This window comes from Rhizobium sp. BR 362 (assembly GCF_036528765.1).
In the GTDB taxonomy this organism is placed as follows: domain Bacteria; phylum Pseudomonadota; class Alphaproteobacteria; order Rhizobiales; family Rhizobiaceae; genus Rhizobium.
Genome location: NZ_JARWGH010000034.1, coordinates 1 through 16,064, shown reverse-complemented (window position 1 = coordinate 16,064; position 16,064 = coordinate 1). Strand labels below are relative to the sequence as shown.

The following is a 16,064-nucleotide window of genomic DNA, read 5'->3' as shown; positions in this document are numbered from 1 at the left end:
TGCCCACGTCGGATCTCGGTCGAACTAGTTCCGTTTCAGAACTGCAGGTCGCCAAGACGAGGAACTATGATCTCATGTGCCGCTCGGCGCCTCATGACCTCTTCGTTCCGGTTATCAAAATTCCTCCCATTCACCCTTGGCAGCGAGCGCAGCGTTCCCCGAGAATGCGTTTGAGAGCCTGCGGCCGAGCGCGCGCGCGGGGGAGGCGACCGGACGGTTGTCCGATGTGGTGGTTCGCGGCACCGCGTGTCCACCGTCGAGCTTGAAGCGGGCGATCAGCCGCGCAAGGTTTGCCGCCTCGTCGGCGAGCCTGTTCGTCGACGCTGTCGATTCTTCCACCATGGCTGCATTCTGTTGCGTGGTCTGATCCATTTGATTAACGGCCGTGCTGACCTCCGACAATCCGGTCGATTGCTCCTTAGCCGCCGTGGCGATCAAATGGACATGTTCGTTAATCTTGACGACATGGCCTTGGATGAGGGTCAGCGCCTCGCCAGTTGCTGTCACCAGCTTGACCCCGGAGCCAACCTCCTCGCCAGAGCGTGAGATCAGAGCCTTGATGTCCTTCGCCGCATTGGCGGAGCGTTGTGCAAGTTCGCGCACCTCCTGAGCAACGACGGCAAAGCCTTTGCCGGCATCCCCGGCGCGCGCTGCCTCGACGCCAGCGTTGAGTGCCAGCAGGTTGGTCTGGAAAGCAATCTCGTCAATGACGTTGATAATCTGCCCGATTTCACCAGAGGCCTGCTCGATGCGCCCCATTGCCGCGACCGCATCCTTGACGACGGCGCTCGACTGCTCGGTGCTGCGGCGAGCCTCATCGACCATGTGGCTGGCTTCCAGCGCCCGCTCGGTCGAGCTCTTTACGGCAACTGTGATCTCCTCCAGCGCCGAAGAGGTCTCTTCCAGCGATGCGGCTTGTTGTTCCGTGCGCTTCGACAGATCGCCGGACGCCTTTCTCATCTCGCCGGCACCGCTGTTGATCGTATCGATGGCTGCACGCACCTCTCCGAGCACTGCCCGCAGATTTGCCATGGTCTGATTGACATTGTCCCGAAGCTCGCCGAATGCACCCTGGAATTCGCCGCGCATGCTGTCCGTCAGATCGCCTCCGGCTAAGGCCGCGATGACGCGGCGGGTTTCGGCAACGCCACGGTCGACCGAAGTCACCAGTTCGTTGACCTGGGCCGCGAAGCGGTTGAGATCGGCGTTATCATAGTCCTTGGTGATGCGGCGGGTGAAATCGCCGGCAACTGCCGCCGAGACGACCTGACCAATGCTCGATTGCAGGTCGGCGCTCTTGGCCTGCAAGGCCGTCTCCTGTGCATTCATCTCGCGAACCTTGATGGCGTTCTGCTTGAACACCTCGACAGCACGAGCCATGTCGCCAAGTTCGTTCCTGAGATCCGTGAACGGTACCGCGACCTCAAGATTACCGTCTGCAAGCGCCCGCATTGTATGCGTCGTATTGGCGATGGGTGTGGCAATGCCGCGGTAAAGGGCAAATCCGGCGATCAGTGCGAAGGCCGACATTCCAACCAGGCCGCCAATGCTCACCCAATCCGAGGAAGAGACCGCTGCCTTTCCGGCGGCGGTGCGTTCGACCATGAGACCACGCTCGGCATCTTGAATCTCGGTAATCAATTCGCGTAGGCCGTCCATATAGGTCTTGCCGGCGCCACCTGCTTCCATCGATCGCGCTTCTTCGACCGAATTGGGCTGGCGCATGAGTGCGATTTCTTTTTCGGCGACGTCGTTGCGCCAACCCAATGCGCGCTCGTTCAATGCCGCCAGCCGCTTCTGTTGCGCGGGATTGTCGGACGTAAGTTCCTTCACTTGCGCAAAGGTGCTTTCATAGTCCTTGATACCATTGCGATATGGCACGAGGAAATCGTCTTTGCCGGAGACAAGATAGCCGCGAATGCCGGTCTCCTGGTTGACCATGCTCAGCAGCACACCGTTGCTGGCACGCAGCACTTCGTTGGTGTGCTGAATCCAGCTGTTCGTCTGATCGACATAATGGATGCTGCGATAATTGAGCAGGTTCGACCTGCTGTTTGATGGCGGTGAGGATTTACGGTCCCTGCGCCTGGTTGAGCGGAAGGAGCGGCTGCAAAATCTCCTTGCCGAGGCGAACGATGATACCCGCATTCGCTTCGTCGAACATTTCCAGTCCGGCGGTGACGCGGTGCTGCGATCCGCCTGCAAGCTGTCGCTCGAAGGTATCGTCTCCAAACAGATGGATGCGCCCTATCAATCGGGTCGCACCGACACCTGGGCGAAGTCGAAATGCCGGGCCGGCCATGAGGTGGTGATCGGCGGTTACGCCAGGACCAACGGCAAATTCCGGTCGCTGCTGGTGGGTGTCTTTCGCAATGATCACTTCGTTTATGTCGGGCGTGTGGGAACTGGCTACGGCGCCAGGAAAGTCGAGATGCTCCTTCCGAAACTAAAGGCGCTCGAGACGGCGCGATCGCCGTTTTGCCGGCATCGGCGCGCCGAAGAAGCAGGCCGAAGTTGCCTGGTTGAAGCCCGAGCTGGTCGCCGAAATCGAATTCGAGGGGTGGACCGCGGACGGCCTGGTCCGCCAGGCCGCCTTCAAGGGCCTGCGCGAGGACAAGCCGGCAAAAGAAGTCGAGGCAGAAAAGCCGGCCCCGCCTTCCAAGAACGCGGCAACCCGCCCCGACCGCCAAGGCCAAACCCATCAGGCGCAAAGGTGCGAAGGCCGAGGTGATGGGCGTCCTCATCTTCCATCCTGACAAGCCGCTCTGGCCCGACGCTGGAGACGGCGAGCCCGTCACCAAGGAAGAGCTCGGGCGTTATCATCAATTGGTCGGCGCCTGGCTGATCGAGCACATCAAGGGCCGGCCATGTTCGATCATTCGGGCGCCGGACGGTATCGGCGGAGAACAGTTTTTCCAGCGCCATGCGATGCCCGGCACCTCGAACCTTCTCGAGCTGGTGAAAGTCTTCGGCGACAAGAAGCCCTATCTGCAGATCGACCGGATCGAGGGGCTTGCGGCCATCGCCCAGATTGGCGGCATCGAACTGCATCCGTGGAATTGCGAGCCTGGCCTGCCGGAAGTGCCCGGCCGGCTGGTGTTCGACCTCGATCCCGGACCCGATGTGCCGTTTTCGACTGTGGTCGCAGCCGCCCGCGAGATGCGCGACCGGTTGGATGAGCTCGGTCTCGTCAGTTTCTGCAAGACCACGGGCGGCAAGGGCCTGCATGTCGTAACGCCCCTTGCCGTCAACAAGCGCAAGCCGCTCGCCTGGGCTGAGGCGAAAGGTTTCGCACACGACGTCTGCCAGCAGATGGCCCGCGACAATCCCGCCCTCTATCTCATCAAAATGACCAAGAGCCTGAGGAATGGCCGGATCTTCCTCGATTATCTGCGCAACGATCGCATGGCGACAGCCGTCGCACCGCTATCACCGCGCGCACGTCCCGGCGCCACCGTATCGATGCCGCTCACCTGGACACAGGTGAAGTCCGATCTCGATCCCCAGCGGTTTACAGTGCGGACGGTGCCCGCGCTTCTTGCGAAGAGCTCGGCCTGGCAGGATTATTGTGATGGCGAGCGGCCGCTCGAGCAGGCGATCAAGCGTCTAGGAAAATCAAAGCGGGCGGCGTGAGCGGCAGAATTGACAACCATTTTCAATTCCTTGAACGCTGGAAATCCGAACATATCGACAGTGGCACGCAGCAGGCAGACGCATCGAAGCTCGTCGAAGACCTCGTTGCCGCTGCTGAGGCCGAGGACATCAGCCGGGATATGCTCGCGCAAGCAGCCGGCGGCGATCTGGCCAACTATATCGCCGGTGCAATCCGGGAAGCGGTCGAGGAGGAGCTTTGGTAGTCGGAGAGCTTGACCGGCGTCCAACTCCTTCCCTCCTGGCGAGCCGTCGATTTTTTCGCCCGCACGGGAAATAGCATTGATCATTGTCTTGACGTCTCGATCGTCGTGGAGAACAACCGGAAAAGCCACTCGCCGCAAGGGTCGAGCCAGTCTTTTTTCAGCCGACCGGCTGCTCGGCCATGTCAAAAACCGCAGCATTGTCCTGGACCTCCCGCAGGCCCTTATAGGAGGCGTGCCGTAAATTGCCGTCATCGGTCCATCCGCGAAACTCGATCTCGGCGATCAATGTCGGCTGCACGAAGACCAGGTTCTTACCCTTGAGCGGCACCGCCGGTTGCTTGGTCTTCAACTTATCGAGCGTGCTGCCCAGGGATTGGGCATCCTTGGGGTTGAAACCGGTGCCGACCGAGCCGACATGGACCCAGCCATGGCCCTTGCGGCCGAGCAGCAGGCTGCCGATCCCGCCGCGTGCAGCGGTCGACTGCTCATAGCCGATGATCATGAAACTCTCGCTTTGAACGCATTTGAATCTTCAGCCAGTCACCGGTGCGTCCCGAGCGATAGGGACTATCCCGGTGCTTGGCAATAATACCCTCAAGCCCCATCGAGCAGGCGTTCCCCAGAAGTTCGGCACCGTTGCCATCGACCTCCTCCGACAGCTGTATGGCAACGATGGTGCCGTCGAGAAAGTCCGCCAGCAGATGTCGGCGGGCGGAAAGCTGTGGAGCTGGCTGCCGCGCTGGCCAAACTTGGCCGGTCGGAGGAAGCAAGTGCGGCGGCCGCGCGTGCTTGAGCTTCAGCCTTCTTTTTGAGATAATCCATCACCGTGCTGCCGGAGATCGCCAAGTTGAACAGGCTAAGGGTCGCTCCCGGATGCCCGGAATATCTTGCTGCTAAGGCTCATGTTGCCGATGGCGGGTTGTATTCGCGCAAACTGCTTGCGCATCGGCTGCGATCTTTGCCTCTCTTTTCCCACCATCGAGGGAGTCCAGAGAAACGAGATGCATGTGAACCCATTTCATCATGTATTCTAAGATTATTTCAGTCGGCTCCAGCAAAGTGATGCGGCGATCCGGACTGGCCCGTGCAGGTCGGACGAGCTTTTGATCCAGCATTCTCCTTCAGCAAGGAAGCCGCAGTATTACGGCTGGCAATCTCCTGCTTCATGGCGAAGTCCATAAAACGACCGCTATAAAGCCCTGGCGTCGGATTATCCGCACAGCCGAGAAACAGGGCAAAGCCGGAATGGGCCAGAAGCCATCTTTGCTGTGACGCCATTATCGACGCTACACACGGGTTCTGATGGTAGATCGATATAAGCTCGTGTGAGCTTCGCAATATGACCGATGGAAAATTTTTCGTTGCGATTAAGTTCTCTTGCCGTGAAGACCATGCGTATTGCAATTCATTTTGTGAGGCCACTTAGCAGCATAACCAAGGCCGCTTATTTATATTTGTACAGCAAAGAGGATTTGTGCCGCGACAATGTTCCGAAGCGTTAATCGCTAGACAAAGACCAGCGTCGGCAACATTTCCGCCGATGGCGCGGTGCAGAATGATGAACAACTAGACTTTCGAGAGCAACGTTCAAATTTGGGTTGATGGCAAAACACTGCCAACATTCGTGCTGCGGCTGTGAATAGCCCAAAAATAGTCGGAAAATTGTTAGTTCCAAGGCTTGCGCGCTGCGATATTAACTGTTTCAGACAATAAGTATGGAATCTGCTTTCCAAGCAAATGCGATTTCGTCTATGGCTAATAGGTGAAGAAGCTTCAAAAGCATATTATATATTAGCAAAGTATTGCAATATGGAAGGGTATATTTTGGTTTATAGAAAACGATTGATTGGGGCGATCGGGATTTCGGTGACCGTGAGCTCTTTATTGGGTGGTGCTGCTTGCGCTACGACATTGCAGCAGGCAATAGAAAAGACGATGCAAACCAATCCGCAGATCATGGAGGCTGCGCAGAATCGGGAGGCAACCGAGTTCCAGTTGCGTCAGGCGAGGGGCCTTTATCTGCCCTCAATCGATCTGGAGTCGGGTTATGGTCGCCGTAGACTTTCGGACGTCACATCGGGAGCCCTGACGCGTAACACGGATTACCTGAATCCGGCCGACGTTAGCTTGACGATTACCCAGACGTTGTTTGACGGCGGCGATCGCAAGGCGCAGAAGGACAAGCAGGCGGCTCGCGTCGACAGCGCATCCTTTCGCGTTCAGCAGCGTTCGGAAGCCCTGGCGCTTGAAGTAACCCAGGATTATCTCGAATATACGCTGCAGACGGAAATCGTCGCCGCGGCGGAGAAGAACGTCGCCTTCCATAAGCAAATGGTCGGCAATATCGAGGATAGCATCAAGGGCGGCGCGCTTACCGATGCCGACCGCTATCAAGGTCGCGAGCGCCTGCAAGCGGCAAACGCCCGCCTTCAGGAAGCCAAGCAGGAACTGGATGCCACGAAGATCCGCTACCTTCAGGTTGTAGGCGAGCCGATCAGCAATGCACAGCGTCCGGCTTCCGTGGCCCGTTACCTGCCGAAGACGCTGGATGACGCCGTTTTCATCGCGCAGAAGAACAATCCGCAGATTTCCTCCGGCAAAGCCGACGTCAATGCCGCTGACGCCGATGTCCGCGGTTCGAAGTCTGCCTTCCTGCCGAAGCTGGATCTCGTCGGCAGTGCCCGTATTGGCGATGATGTTGACGGTAACCAGGGCAACACCAGCGACGTCCAGGTCGGTGTCGTCGCCAAGTGGAACCTCTATCACGGCGGCATCGATACTGCGCATCAGCAGGAACTGGTCCGTCGCGCCGCCGAACAGCGCTACGCGCTGAGTGAGACCTATCGCGAGGTCGATCAATCTGTCCGTTCCGCCTGGAGCGAGCGCACCAATCAGGCTCAGCTAGCCCGCATTTTGGACGGTCAGGAAAAGACAAACGCCCAGCTCGTGACGTCCTATCGGGAGCAGTTCAAGGTCGGTCAGCGTTCGCTGCTCGATCTGTTGGATGCCCAGAACACCCGCTTCAACACTCAAGTTTTGGCCAAGACGGCGGACGTTGCCTCGCTCTTTGCCGAATACAAGATTCTCGCCGCATCGGGCAGTTTGTTGTCGACGATGAAGCTGAAGCCGGTCGATCAAGCAACGCCTTATGCCCGCGATCAGTTCGGTGTGTCGTCGAACACCGCTGATCCCGGTTATGTCAAATACGACTCGCATCAGAAGCCTGGCCTACCGATGGATCTGCTCGAGCCGATTCGTTAATCGTCGCGATCCGGATTGGATAATACTCCATGTTGAACGTGGCACCTGAGGTGTCTGCGAGCGTATCGCTGCAGACTTTTAAATCGGCATTTAAATCGGTCGCTGCGTTTTACGGTCGCCCGAGCTCCGATACAGTGCTGTTTTCAGGCGTTCCGGACGAAGTTCTGGAGGCCATGGAGCAGGACGATGTCGAGCGCCTGTCAGAACGCGTCGGCCTGCAGGTGCTGAAGCATAAGGAGCGCGATTGCCGGCTCGGCAATTTCGACTGTCCCGCCATCGTCTCCTTTGCCGGTGGCGGCGTGCTCCCATTGCTCGAAATGACCGAAAATGGCTCCTATGTCATCGACATCGCGTCAACAGCCGGGGCGCCTCTCCGCCTGACGCGGGATGAGCTTGCCGCGCTTAATCCGCAAGCCGCCTTTGCCTTCACGCTCTTCTATCAGAATGCTTCGGAAGAAGCTCGCGTCGGTCACGCGATGGAGATCGAGAAGCGTCATTGGCTCGCAACGACGCTGGTGCCCTACTGGCGCACCTATGCCCGCGTCATGCTGGCAGCGCTGTTTATCAACGTCATCGCGCTGGCCTCACCGCTCTTCACCATGAATGTCTACGACCGTGTGCTGCCGAACAAGGCGTTCCCAACGCTCTGGGTCCTGACTGCCGGCATTTCCCTGGCCTATCTGTTCGATTTCCTGCTGAAGACGGCCCGCGCGTCGCTAATCGACTATGCCGGCCGCAAGGCGGATATGCGTCTGTCTCAACTGATCTTCGACAAGATCCTGAATTCGACGCTGGCCTCCCGCCCGATGTCGACAGGAGAATATGCTAACCGGGTCACGCAATATGAATTCGTGCGCGAATTCTTCACTTCGAACACGATCGGCGTGCTGATCGACAGCCTCTTCGTCATCATCTTCCTGATCGTCATCTATATGATCGCCGACTGGCTGGTGATTATTCCCGCGGTCGCCTTCGTTCTGTCTGTCGTGATCGGCCTCGTCGCCCAGGCGCGGATTGGCAAGCGCATGGCGACTGCGACGAATGAGGCATCGCGCCGGCAATCGATGCTCGTTGAGACTATCTCCACGATCGAAACATTGAAGAGCCTTCGAGCGGAGGCGACCATGTTGCGCCGTTGGCAGGAGCTGACGAAATTTTCGAGCCGCACCAGCGAGGACATCAAGCACATCTCGTCGAACGCCATCAACTTGACGATGTTGTTGCAACAGATGGTTAGCGTGTTCATCGTCGTGGCGGGCACCTATGAATTTGCCGATGGAAAAATTGCCATGGGCGCGATCGTCGCGACCGTCATGCTGGCGAGCCGTGCCGGCGCACCTTTCGGCCAGATCGCCATGACACTGGCGCGCTTCCGCCAGGCCACAATGTCGCTGCGCATTCTCGATAAGATCATGGAACAGCCTGATGACCGGCCGTCGACTGTCGGCTTCGTCAACCGGCAGATCCGCAGCGGCGGCTTCAGCTTCCAGAATGTCTCTTTCCAATATCCAGGTTCCGACCAGTCGGTCATCAACCAGTTGTCCTTCACCGTCACGCCCGGCGAGAAGATCGGAATTATCGGCCGCATCGGTTCGGGCAAGACGACGCTCGGCCGGCTGCTCGATGGGCTTTTCCAGCCGGCCAGCGGCCGCGTGCTGATCGATGGCGTCGATATCCGTCAGTATCACATGGCCGAGGTGCGCGCCGCCGTGGCTGTCGCCGGTCAATCGTCAGACCTCTTTTCCGGCACGGTGAAGGAAAACCTGCTGCTCGGCCGGGCCGATGCCAGCGACGAGGAGCTGCTGGCCGTCTCGCGCATGACCGGTGTTGAGGAATTCGTCGCCGTTCATCCGCGCGGTTTCGACATGCCGGTCGGCGAGCGCGGCGCGAACCTTTCGAATGGTCAGAAGCAGGCATTGACCATCGCTCGCCTGCTGCTGACGCGGCCGAAGATCGTCTTCCTCGACGAGCCCTCCGGGGCGATGGATCTGGCGAGCGAGCGGCATCTGATCAACAAGCTGACGAATGCGTTCGGTCCGGAAACGACGCTGATTGTGGCGACCCATCGCCATAGCATGCTGGAGCTGGTCGACCGGCTGGTCGTCATCGACAAGGGCCGCGTCATTGCCGATGGACCGAAGCAGGCCGTCATCGAGGCTATGCAGCGCAAGGCAGTGTCCTGATGCCTACTCGTCGTCACAATATTCATGACAATCCTCCATTTTTCGCTCGGCTGATCCTCGGTATCTGCGCCTTGATGATCGCCGCCTTCATCGCCTGGGCGGCCTTGGCCGACATCGACGAGATCGCACGCGGCGAGGGGAAGGTGATACCGGTATCGAAGACGCAGATCGTACAGTCGTCCGAGCCCGGCATTGTCCAGCAGATCAATGTCAATCTCGGCCAGGTCGTCCATAAGGGCGATCTTCTGGTCCAGCTCGACAATACCACGACACAATCGACGCTCGGCGAGTCCGTGGCCAAGGCCCGCGCTCTCGGTGCCAAGGTTGAGCGTCTCGCCTTGGAGGAGGCGGGCAACTACGACGCACAATTCGTCTGCCCGGCCGATATTCTGGCCACGGCGAAGAACGTCTGCGACAATGAGGAAAAGCTCTTCGAGGCGGATCGTGCCGCCTATCAGAACAAGCTTAATGTTCTCGATCAGCGCTTGAAGCAGCATCAGAACGAGTTGGACGAGGCGCACGCTAATATAGACCGCCTGACGCAGAATATCGCCGGCGCCCAGAAGCAGTATGATCTGCTGAAGCCGCTCGGCGAGAAGAAGCTCGTCGCGGAGACTGAAGTACTGAAGGTTCAGCGAGACTTGGTCGACCTGCAAGGTCAACTTAAAGTCTATATCGAAAGCCTGGATCGCCTGCAGGCGGCCATCAAGGAGGCGACTCTGCAGGTCAATGACCTTGGGCTGCAGTTGCGCCAGCAGGCATTGACCGATAAGGGGCAGGCACTCTCGGAGCTCTCCGTCGTCGACGAGACGATCCGTGGGGCATCCGACCGGGTCAAGCATACAGATATTCGTTCCCCGGTCGACGGCATCGTCAATACGCTGGAGGTCAATACGATCGGCGCCTATGTCGATGCCGGCAAGGTCATCGCCGGCGTCGTGCCGACAGCCGACAATCTGCTGATCGAGGCAAAGATTTCACCACGCGACGTTGCCTTCGTGCGCGTCGGCCAGCCGGCGGTCATCAAGATCTCGGCTTACGATTTCTCGATCTTCGGCGCGCTGGACGGTACGGTCGTCAACGTCTCCGCCGACAGCCTCGTCGATAAGGACAAGAACGAGACCTATTACCTCGTGCGCATCAAGACCGACAAGTCGGAGCTGGAGCGTGACGGCAAGCGCTATCCGATCATTCCCGGCATGGTGGCTTCGGCCGAGATCATGACCGGCCGCAAGGCGATCCTCGCCTATCTAATGAAGCCCATCAACAAGGCGCGCTCCGAAGCGCTGACGGAACGGTGAGGGCGGCCATGCGCAAAGTAGCCGGAAAGGACGAAGTCACGACGATGGTCCGCAGCGAAGCCTTGCCGTCTGTCGATGGTGACGAACTGGAGCCGCGGTTCCGTGCCGTGACGGGCGGCGGCGAGCGTCGCGGCATTCGCCTGGAGCGGATCTATTGGGACAGCCTCGGACGGATGTCCGAAGCCGGCGGCATCAGCATCGGCGACCTTGTTTACCACACGGCGGCCGACATGCCGGAGACCGGCAATCTCGCCTCGCTGTTGCGCGTGCTGAGCTTCAAATGGGCGCTGAGCCGTCTGGACGCCATCGAGGATGTCGCGTCGCTGACCAATCTCAACGCGGTCCTTCAGGCCTCGCCGACGCCGGCGGTCGTGTTGACGCAGGAACGCGGGATCAAGCTCTTCAACGATGCCTTCCTGAAGATGCTGCGCCATCGCCTGCCGCTGATCGACGACGTCCAGCAGACGGCACGCACCCTGCGCTTTTCGATCGACACTCAGGTCGAGGAGGTGCTCTCCGTCCTATCGGCCAACCGTGGCAAAACGCTGAACACCGGTTTCAAGATTGGCCTCGGTTCGCAATCTCTGACGGGCCAGATCAACTTGGCGCTGGCGCCGACGCACGAGGCGCCGATGCTGATCGGTTATATTTCCGTTTATTGAAAACGTCGCCTCTTTGACTAGACGCGGCCTTCCTTCCGGAAGGTTGAAAAGGCCAGTCCGATCAGTGGATCTCGCCTTCGCCAGGCGCCACCTTAGCGAGCGGCATTGCGGCGACAACTGCTTGCGCATGAGGATCGCGGGAGCCGTGCAGATAGCCGCGGCCGGCGACGATCGAATAAAGCGGCAAATATTCCGCAATGCGCTTGTCGGACAAAACCTCATCGCGCATGTTGTCGAGGATGAGATTGTTGCCGTTGACAGAAACCGACAGGACGGCGTGGTAGAAATGCCGCTGCTGGTCGAAGAGGACGACCAGTGTCATATGATCGAGATCGACGCCTGCCTTGTAGAGGGCTGCCATCTTTAATATGGCGTAGTCTTCACAATCGCCCTGCTGGTGCGATAGGGCTTCGCTCGGCTTCGCCCAGTAGTCCGCCACACGATAGGTATCCATGTCGCTGGCGTAGCGGATGGCATGGTTGACGGTGAAATTGATTGTGTTGATCTTGTCGCGGATCGAGGCTCCGGCAGTCTTTGTCTCGGCAGCCGCGACGGCGGCTGCGGCTGCGTCGCATCCGCCCGCGCCGCAATCGAGCGCTTTGCCGGACCGGATCTCGGCGAGCGGGCCTGCGAATTTGTCGAGCGCCGCAAGATGCTTGAAAGGAATGGCGACGGTTCCGAACACCGAGTCGCCCATCGGGGCGTTGGTCGGCTGTGCGGGATGTACCGGCTGGAGAGTGGCCGTAGCGTTAGTCGGAAGGCCGGCCGGCTCGGCGGCAAGACTCTGGTTTAGCGCGGCAAGGTCAACGCCTCTTATCGCCTTGGCTGCGTTCGCGGCGGCCGGCGCAAAGAGATCGATGACTGTGTCGACCCGCGGATCCGCAAGCAGGTTGACTACGGGGCGGACGGTATCGCCGGTCGCCGCCAGGCAAATCGTCGATGACGACAGGCCAAAGGTAAGGGAAGTCGCAGCAAGTGCTGCAAGTATAATTTTATTTTTCTTGCGTTCCATTGGCGCTTATTTCTCCCTTGTTGGGAGAATAATGCGCGAGACCTCTGAATATGGCGTTCGGAAGCGTAGATAACCTGAGTATAAATTGAACGATCAGATAAGTATAAAATTCTAGCGGGCTTGGTGGGAAAGGATTAAGGATGATGTTGCCGGGCGCATCAAAATGACCCGGTATGGTGCGGGAATCGATGAGGCAACAGCAGCAGCGACAGCGCGCTCTAATACACGCTACGCTCGATGCCGACTGTGGTCTGCTTCAGAACGATTGTGAGGGCTGCGCCGCGACCTTCAGCTTGCCGCCGTCGATCGTATTGATCACCATTTTGCGCTCCACCATGCCAGCGGCGTTGAAGCGGAAGAGCCCGGTCGTGCCGCGGAAGCCGACCTTGTTCGTCAAATTGGCGGCGGTGATGGCTTGCGGCCCCTTGGAGCGGATAAGGCCGGAGGCGATCGCCATGGCGTCGTAGCCATAGGCGCCGGAGGTTGTCAGCGGGTGGTTGAAATGGCGCTGATAGCGTTCGGCAATGAGCCCGCTGCTTTGCGTATCGTCCGTCGCGACAAATGCCCCCGTCGCAGCCGGCGCCGTGTAGACCGATTGCGGCCACCTGTTGGTGCCCACCAGAGCCTGGCCGGGAATCGCAGCACTGCGCACGGCACTCGCCACTGCGCCGATTTCCGACGTGCCGCCGAGAATCACCACGATCTCGGCCGACTGGATAAGCGGCCGGTTCTTGGTCAGGATATCCGCGGCCTGATCGCTTGTGTTGTAACGGCCGAGGCCCATGAAAGTGTTGCCGCTGTTCCAGATGGCATTGCTCAACCTCGTGCTGTCGGATTGAGAAAAATCCGCAGGCACGAGCGCCGACACCTTCTTGTGACCTCCGGGGCCGGGCGCCTTGACGCCCTCGGTTGCGCTGTCGATTTCGTCCGAGGCGAGGTTGAAGACATTGCCACCGGTCAAGGTCATAGCACTCGCAAGGTTCAGCAATGGCGGGCGCTGGGCAGGGGGAATGGCAGCGATGGCAGCGGTTTCGGCCGGCGGCAGGTAGCTGACGATCAGCGCGGCATTTCGGCCCTTGGCTGCCGCGACTTGCGCAGTGACTCCGGCCAGACCCGGGCCGACATCCTTTACGCGTAGCCGAATCTGATTGTTGCCAAGCTCGCCGACGCCAAGCACCGCGCCGTCGCGCACGTCACGGGCCGGACCTTCGTAGAGGCCTGCCGCACCTTTGCGCAGCAGCAGGGTGACTTCCGTGCCGCTTTCGCCGCCATAGGTTTCATCGATTGCGGTGGACGGCATTTTTATGTCGTCGTTTTTGCTGTTGCTGCCTAGGCCTGCACCGTCCATCTGGCAGCCGGCGAGGCCGGCGCAGAGGATGAGAAAGGCACAGCGTGCTGGTCGCGGCAGCCAATTAGTCAAATGGCTCAACGAAAGGCTGATCGCAAACGGCAAAACTCACTCCCCCAATTCTCCAACCCAGGCTGCGACAGCCTAGGTGGGGCATTTGCACACGGCGGCTGACGCAAAGTCAAGCGGTATACTTAAGGAGTTGTTAGGTTGTTGAGTTAACCATGGGTAAATATATCTGCGGTCGTGCATAACCGGCTATATCGGTGAGGTTAACGAAGTATTGCAATCCCCCCGCTCTCGTAATTGATTGGCGCCACATTACGAGACACCGGGGGTTAGACTTATGGAAGATTCGCGCATTTCGACGGTAGACCACGAAGCGGTTTCGAACGATTTCGCATCGGGCGACCGGAACGCGAGTCTCGCAGCTGAGATCAATGCGTCTCGGCCGCTGCCGTTGTCGCAGAATGCTGATGTTGCCGCGTTCGAATTGGCGCAGGCCGCCGAGCAGCAGGCGAACGGCAAGACTGCGCGCGTTGCCGCCAACGAGCCGCAAAACGCCGACACCCGTCAGCCGATCCAAATCGTGCCCGACAATGGCAATGTCGTCCATCTGCCGGCGAACACCTCGATCGACGACATCCACGTCGAGGGTCGCAACCTTGTTCTCATCCAGGCCGACGGCACGCGCATCGTCATCATCAACGGCGCGCTGCATGTCCCGACCTTCCTGATTGGCGAAGTCACGCTGCCGCAGCAGGCCGTTGTCGCTGCACTCCAGCAGCAGGGCGTCAACGTCGCCGAAGGTCCTGATGGTTCGGTTCATGCCGGCAATAGCACGGATTCCGGCCACCAGTTCACGGACAGCCAGGCTGGGAATCCCCGCACGCCGCTCAATTTGATTGGTCTCCTCGGTCCTGGCGATATAGTCGGCAACGGTAACGGCGGCAATCTGTCTGGCACCCAGACTCGCGTTCCCTTTATCCTTCAGCAGGCGACCGAAACAGCCTCGCTGATCGAACGCGGCAGCAGCACTGGCGCCTTCCTCACGACAAGCAGCACCGGCCGCTTCGGGTTTGGCGGCAATAATGCCTCGATCACCACCGTGACGCTTGTTGGCGAGGCAGAAATTACCGGTAGCGGCACTCAGCAGCTATCAGGACTGACCTCCGGCGGCGTTCCCGTTGTCGTCACCCAGAACGGCCACACGGTCACGGGCGTTGCTAATGGCGTCACGGTCTTCACGCTGGTATTCAACGCCTCGACCGGCGCGTACACCTTCACCCAGCTCGCTGCTCTCGACCATCCCCGCGGCGCCAATTCCGCCAGCGATGTGCTTGAACTGCAATTTCGGTATACAGTCTCCGACACGAGCGGCCATACGGTTTCGGCTGTCGCGACCGTCGATATCACGGACAGTGTGCCGGTTGCGGCCGTTGGTACGGCGGGTTCGGTTACCGAAGCAGCTCTGTCTGCCGGCAACGCAGCCCTGACCCATGCGACCGGCGACGCGACCGCCACTGGTTCACTTAACATCTCCTGGGGTGCTGACGGCGGCAACACCGACAAGGGCGGCCTCGGCGACCGGTCGGTTGCCTTCACCAATGCCACAGTTTCAGCGACGGGTGAGGACAACGGCGCGCTGAGCTCGCATGGCCTTGCCGTTCACACGGCGCTGCTGGCCGATGGCACGCTGATCGGTTACACCGGCGAGGCCGCTCCGACGGGCGTGATGAATGGCGAGGGCGCGGTTGGCTCGAACATCGTCTTCTATGCCACCGTCTCGGATACCGACAATGGCCACTATAACTTCACGCTGGTGCAGTCGCTCGACGACGCCAAGGGTTCGGATGCCATCACGCTGACCTTCGGCTATACGGCAACCGATTCCGATGGCGATACCGCCACGAACAGCTTCACCRTCACCGTTGCCGACGACAAGCCTGTCGCTGCGACCGGCGATGCCAGTTCCGTCACCGAAGGCGCGCTTCCGAGCGGCAACGAAAACCCGCATGTCGAGACCGATGCCATCACCACCGGCTCGCTCAACATCTCCTGGGGTGCCGATAACGCCAACACCGACCAGGGTGGTGCCGGCGACCGCTCGGTCGCCTTCACCGATGCCACCGTCACGACACAGGGCCAGGATGGCGAAGCGCTGAGCTCGCATGGCCTTGCCGTTCACACGGCGCTGCTGGCCGATGGCACGCTGATCGGTTACACCGGCGAGGCCGCTCCGACGGCCGTGATGAATGGCGAGGGCGCGGTTGGCTCGAACATCGTCTTCTATGCCACCGTCTCGGACACCGACAACGGCCACTATAACTTCACGCTGGTGCAGTCGCTCGACGACGCCAAGGGTTCGGATGCCATCACGCTGACCTTCGGCTATACGGCAACCGATTCCGATGGCGATACCGCCACGAACAGCTTCACC

10 protein-coding genes and 2 pseudogenes are annotated in these 16,064 nt (G+C 59.6%); 7 read left to right on the top strand and 5 right to left on the bottom strand.

The window, feature by feature from the left end:
- Nucleotides 1-114 precede the first annotated feature (114 nt).
- The gene (locus QDY28_RS25795; protein WP_331384220.1) at nt 115-2,148 is read right to left on the bottom strand and encodes a methyl-accepting chemotaxis protein; all 2,034 of its coding nucleotides are present in this window, start codon (nt 2,146-2,148) and stop codon (nt 115-117) included.
- Here QDY28_RS25795 and ligD point away from each other — a divergent pair.
- Nucleotides 2,042-3,633: pseudogene (gene ligD / locus QDY28_RS25790) on the top strand (DNA ligase D); the annotation flags it as partial. The gene QDY28_RS25795 and the pseudogene ligD overlap by 107 nt on opposite strands.
- Complete coding sequence (locus QDY28_RS25785) at nt 3,630-3,857, top strand: hypothetical protein (protein WP_331384219.1); 228 nt, start codon at nt 3,630-3,632, stop codon at nt 3,855-3,857. The pseudogene ligD and the gene QDY28_RS25785, both read left to right, overlap by 4 nt.
- Before the next feature lie 157 nt (nt 3,858-4,014).
- On the opposite strand, the pseudogene QDY28_RS25780 reads toward QDY28_RS25785, so the two are convergent.
- Together QDY28_RS25780 and QDY28_RS25775 are read right to left on the bottom strand one after the other, a co-directional pair.
- Nucleotides 4,015-4,579: pseudogene (locus tag QDY28_RS25780) on the bottom strand (ATP dependent DNA ligase); the annotation flags it as partial.
- Nucleotides 4,580-4,898: 319 nt separating this feature from the next.
- Nucleotides 4,899-5,135, bottom strand: a complete 237-nt coding sequence (locus tag QDY28_RS25775) for a hypothetical protein (protein WP_331384218.1) — start codon at nt 5,133-5,135, stop codon at nt 4,899-4,901.
- Between the two features lie 531 nt (nt 5,136-5,666).
- On the opposite strand from QDY28_RS25775, the gene QDY28_RS25770 reads away from it, so the two are divergent.
- Genes QDY28_RS25770 through QDY28_RS25755 form a run of 4 tightly spaced genes read left to right on the top strand, consistent with a single transcriptional unit; the run spans nt 5,667 to nt 11,264 of the window.
- Nucleotides 5,667-7,118, top strand: coding sequence for a TolC family outer membrane protein (locus tag QDY28_RS25770; RefSeq protein WP_331384217.1), 1,452 nt, complete (start codon nt 5,667-5,669; stop codon nt 7,116-7,118).
- A 29-nt stretch (nt 7,119-7,147) separates the two neighbouring features.
- The gene (locus QDY28_RS25765) at nt 7,148-9,301 is read left to right on the top strand and encodes a type I secretion system permease/ATPase (protein WP_331384216.1); all 2,154 of its coding nucleotides are present in this window, start codon (nt 7,148-7,150) and stop codon (nt 9,299-9,301) included.
- Nucleotides 9,301-10,602 carry an HlyD family type I secretion periplasmic adaptor subunit gene (locus tag QDY28_RS25760; protein WP_331384215.1) on the top strand — a complete coding sequence of 434 codons (1,302 nt, stop codon included), beginning with the start codon at nt 9,301-9,303 and terminating at the stop codon, nt 10,600-10,602. The genes QDY28_RS25765 and QDY28_RS25760 overlap by 1 nt, the downstream gene beginning before the upstream one ends.
- A gap of 8 nt (nt 10,603-10,610) precedes the next feature.
- On the top strand, nt 10,611-11,264 hold the full coding sequence (locus tag QDY28_RS25755; protein WP_331384214.1) for a ribbon-helix-helix domain-containing protein: 654 nt from the start codon (nt 10,611-10,613) through the stop codon (nt 11,262-11,264).
- A 61-nt stretch (nt 11,265-11,325) separates the two neighbouring features.
- On the opposite strand, the gene QDY28_RS25750 is transcribed toward QDY28_RS25755, so the two are convergent.
- Both QDY28_RS25750 and QDY28_RS25745 read right to left on the bottom strand, forming a co-directional pair.
- The gene (locus tag QDY28_RS25750) at nt 11,326-12,276 is read right to left on the bottom strand and encodes a transglutaminase-like cysteine peptidase (RefSeq protein WP_331384213.1); all 951 of its coding nucleotides are present in this window, start codon (nt 12,274-12,276) and stop codon (nt 11,326-11,328) included.
- Between the two features lie 256 nt (nt 12,277-12,532).
- Complete coding sequence (locus tag QDY28_RS25745; protein WP_331384212.1) at nt 12,533-13,576, bottom strand: hypothetical protein; 1,044 nt, start codon at nt 13,574-13,576, stop codon at nt 12,533-12,535.
- A 394-nt stretch (nt 13,577-13,970) separates the two neighbouring features.
- On the opposite strand from QDY28_RS25745, the gene QDY28_RS25740 reads away from it, so the two are divergent.
- A partial coding sequence (locus QDY28_RS25740) for a T1SS-143 repeat domain-containing protein (protein WP_331384211.1) occupies nt 13,971-16,064 on the top strand: 2,094 nt, incomplete at its 3' end.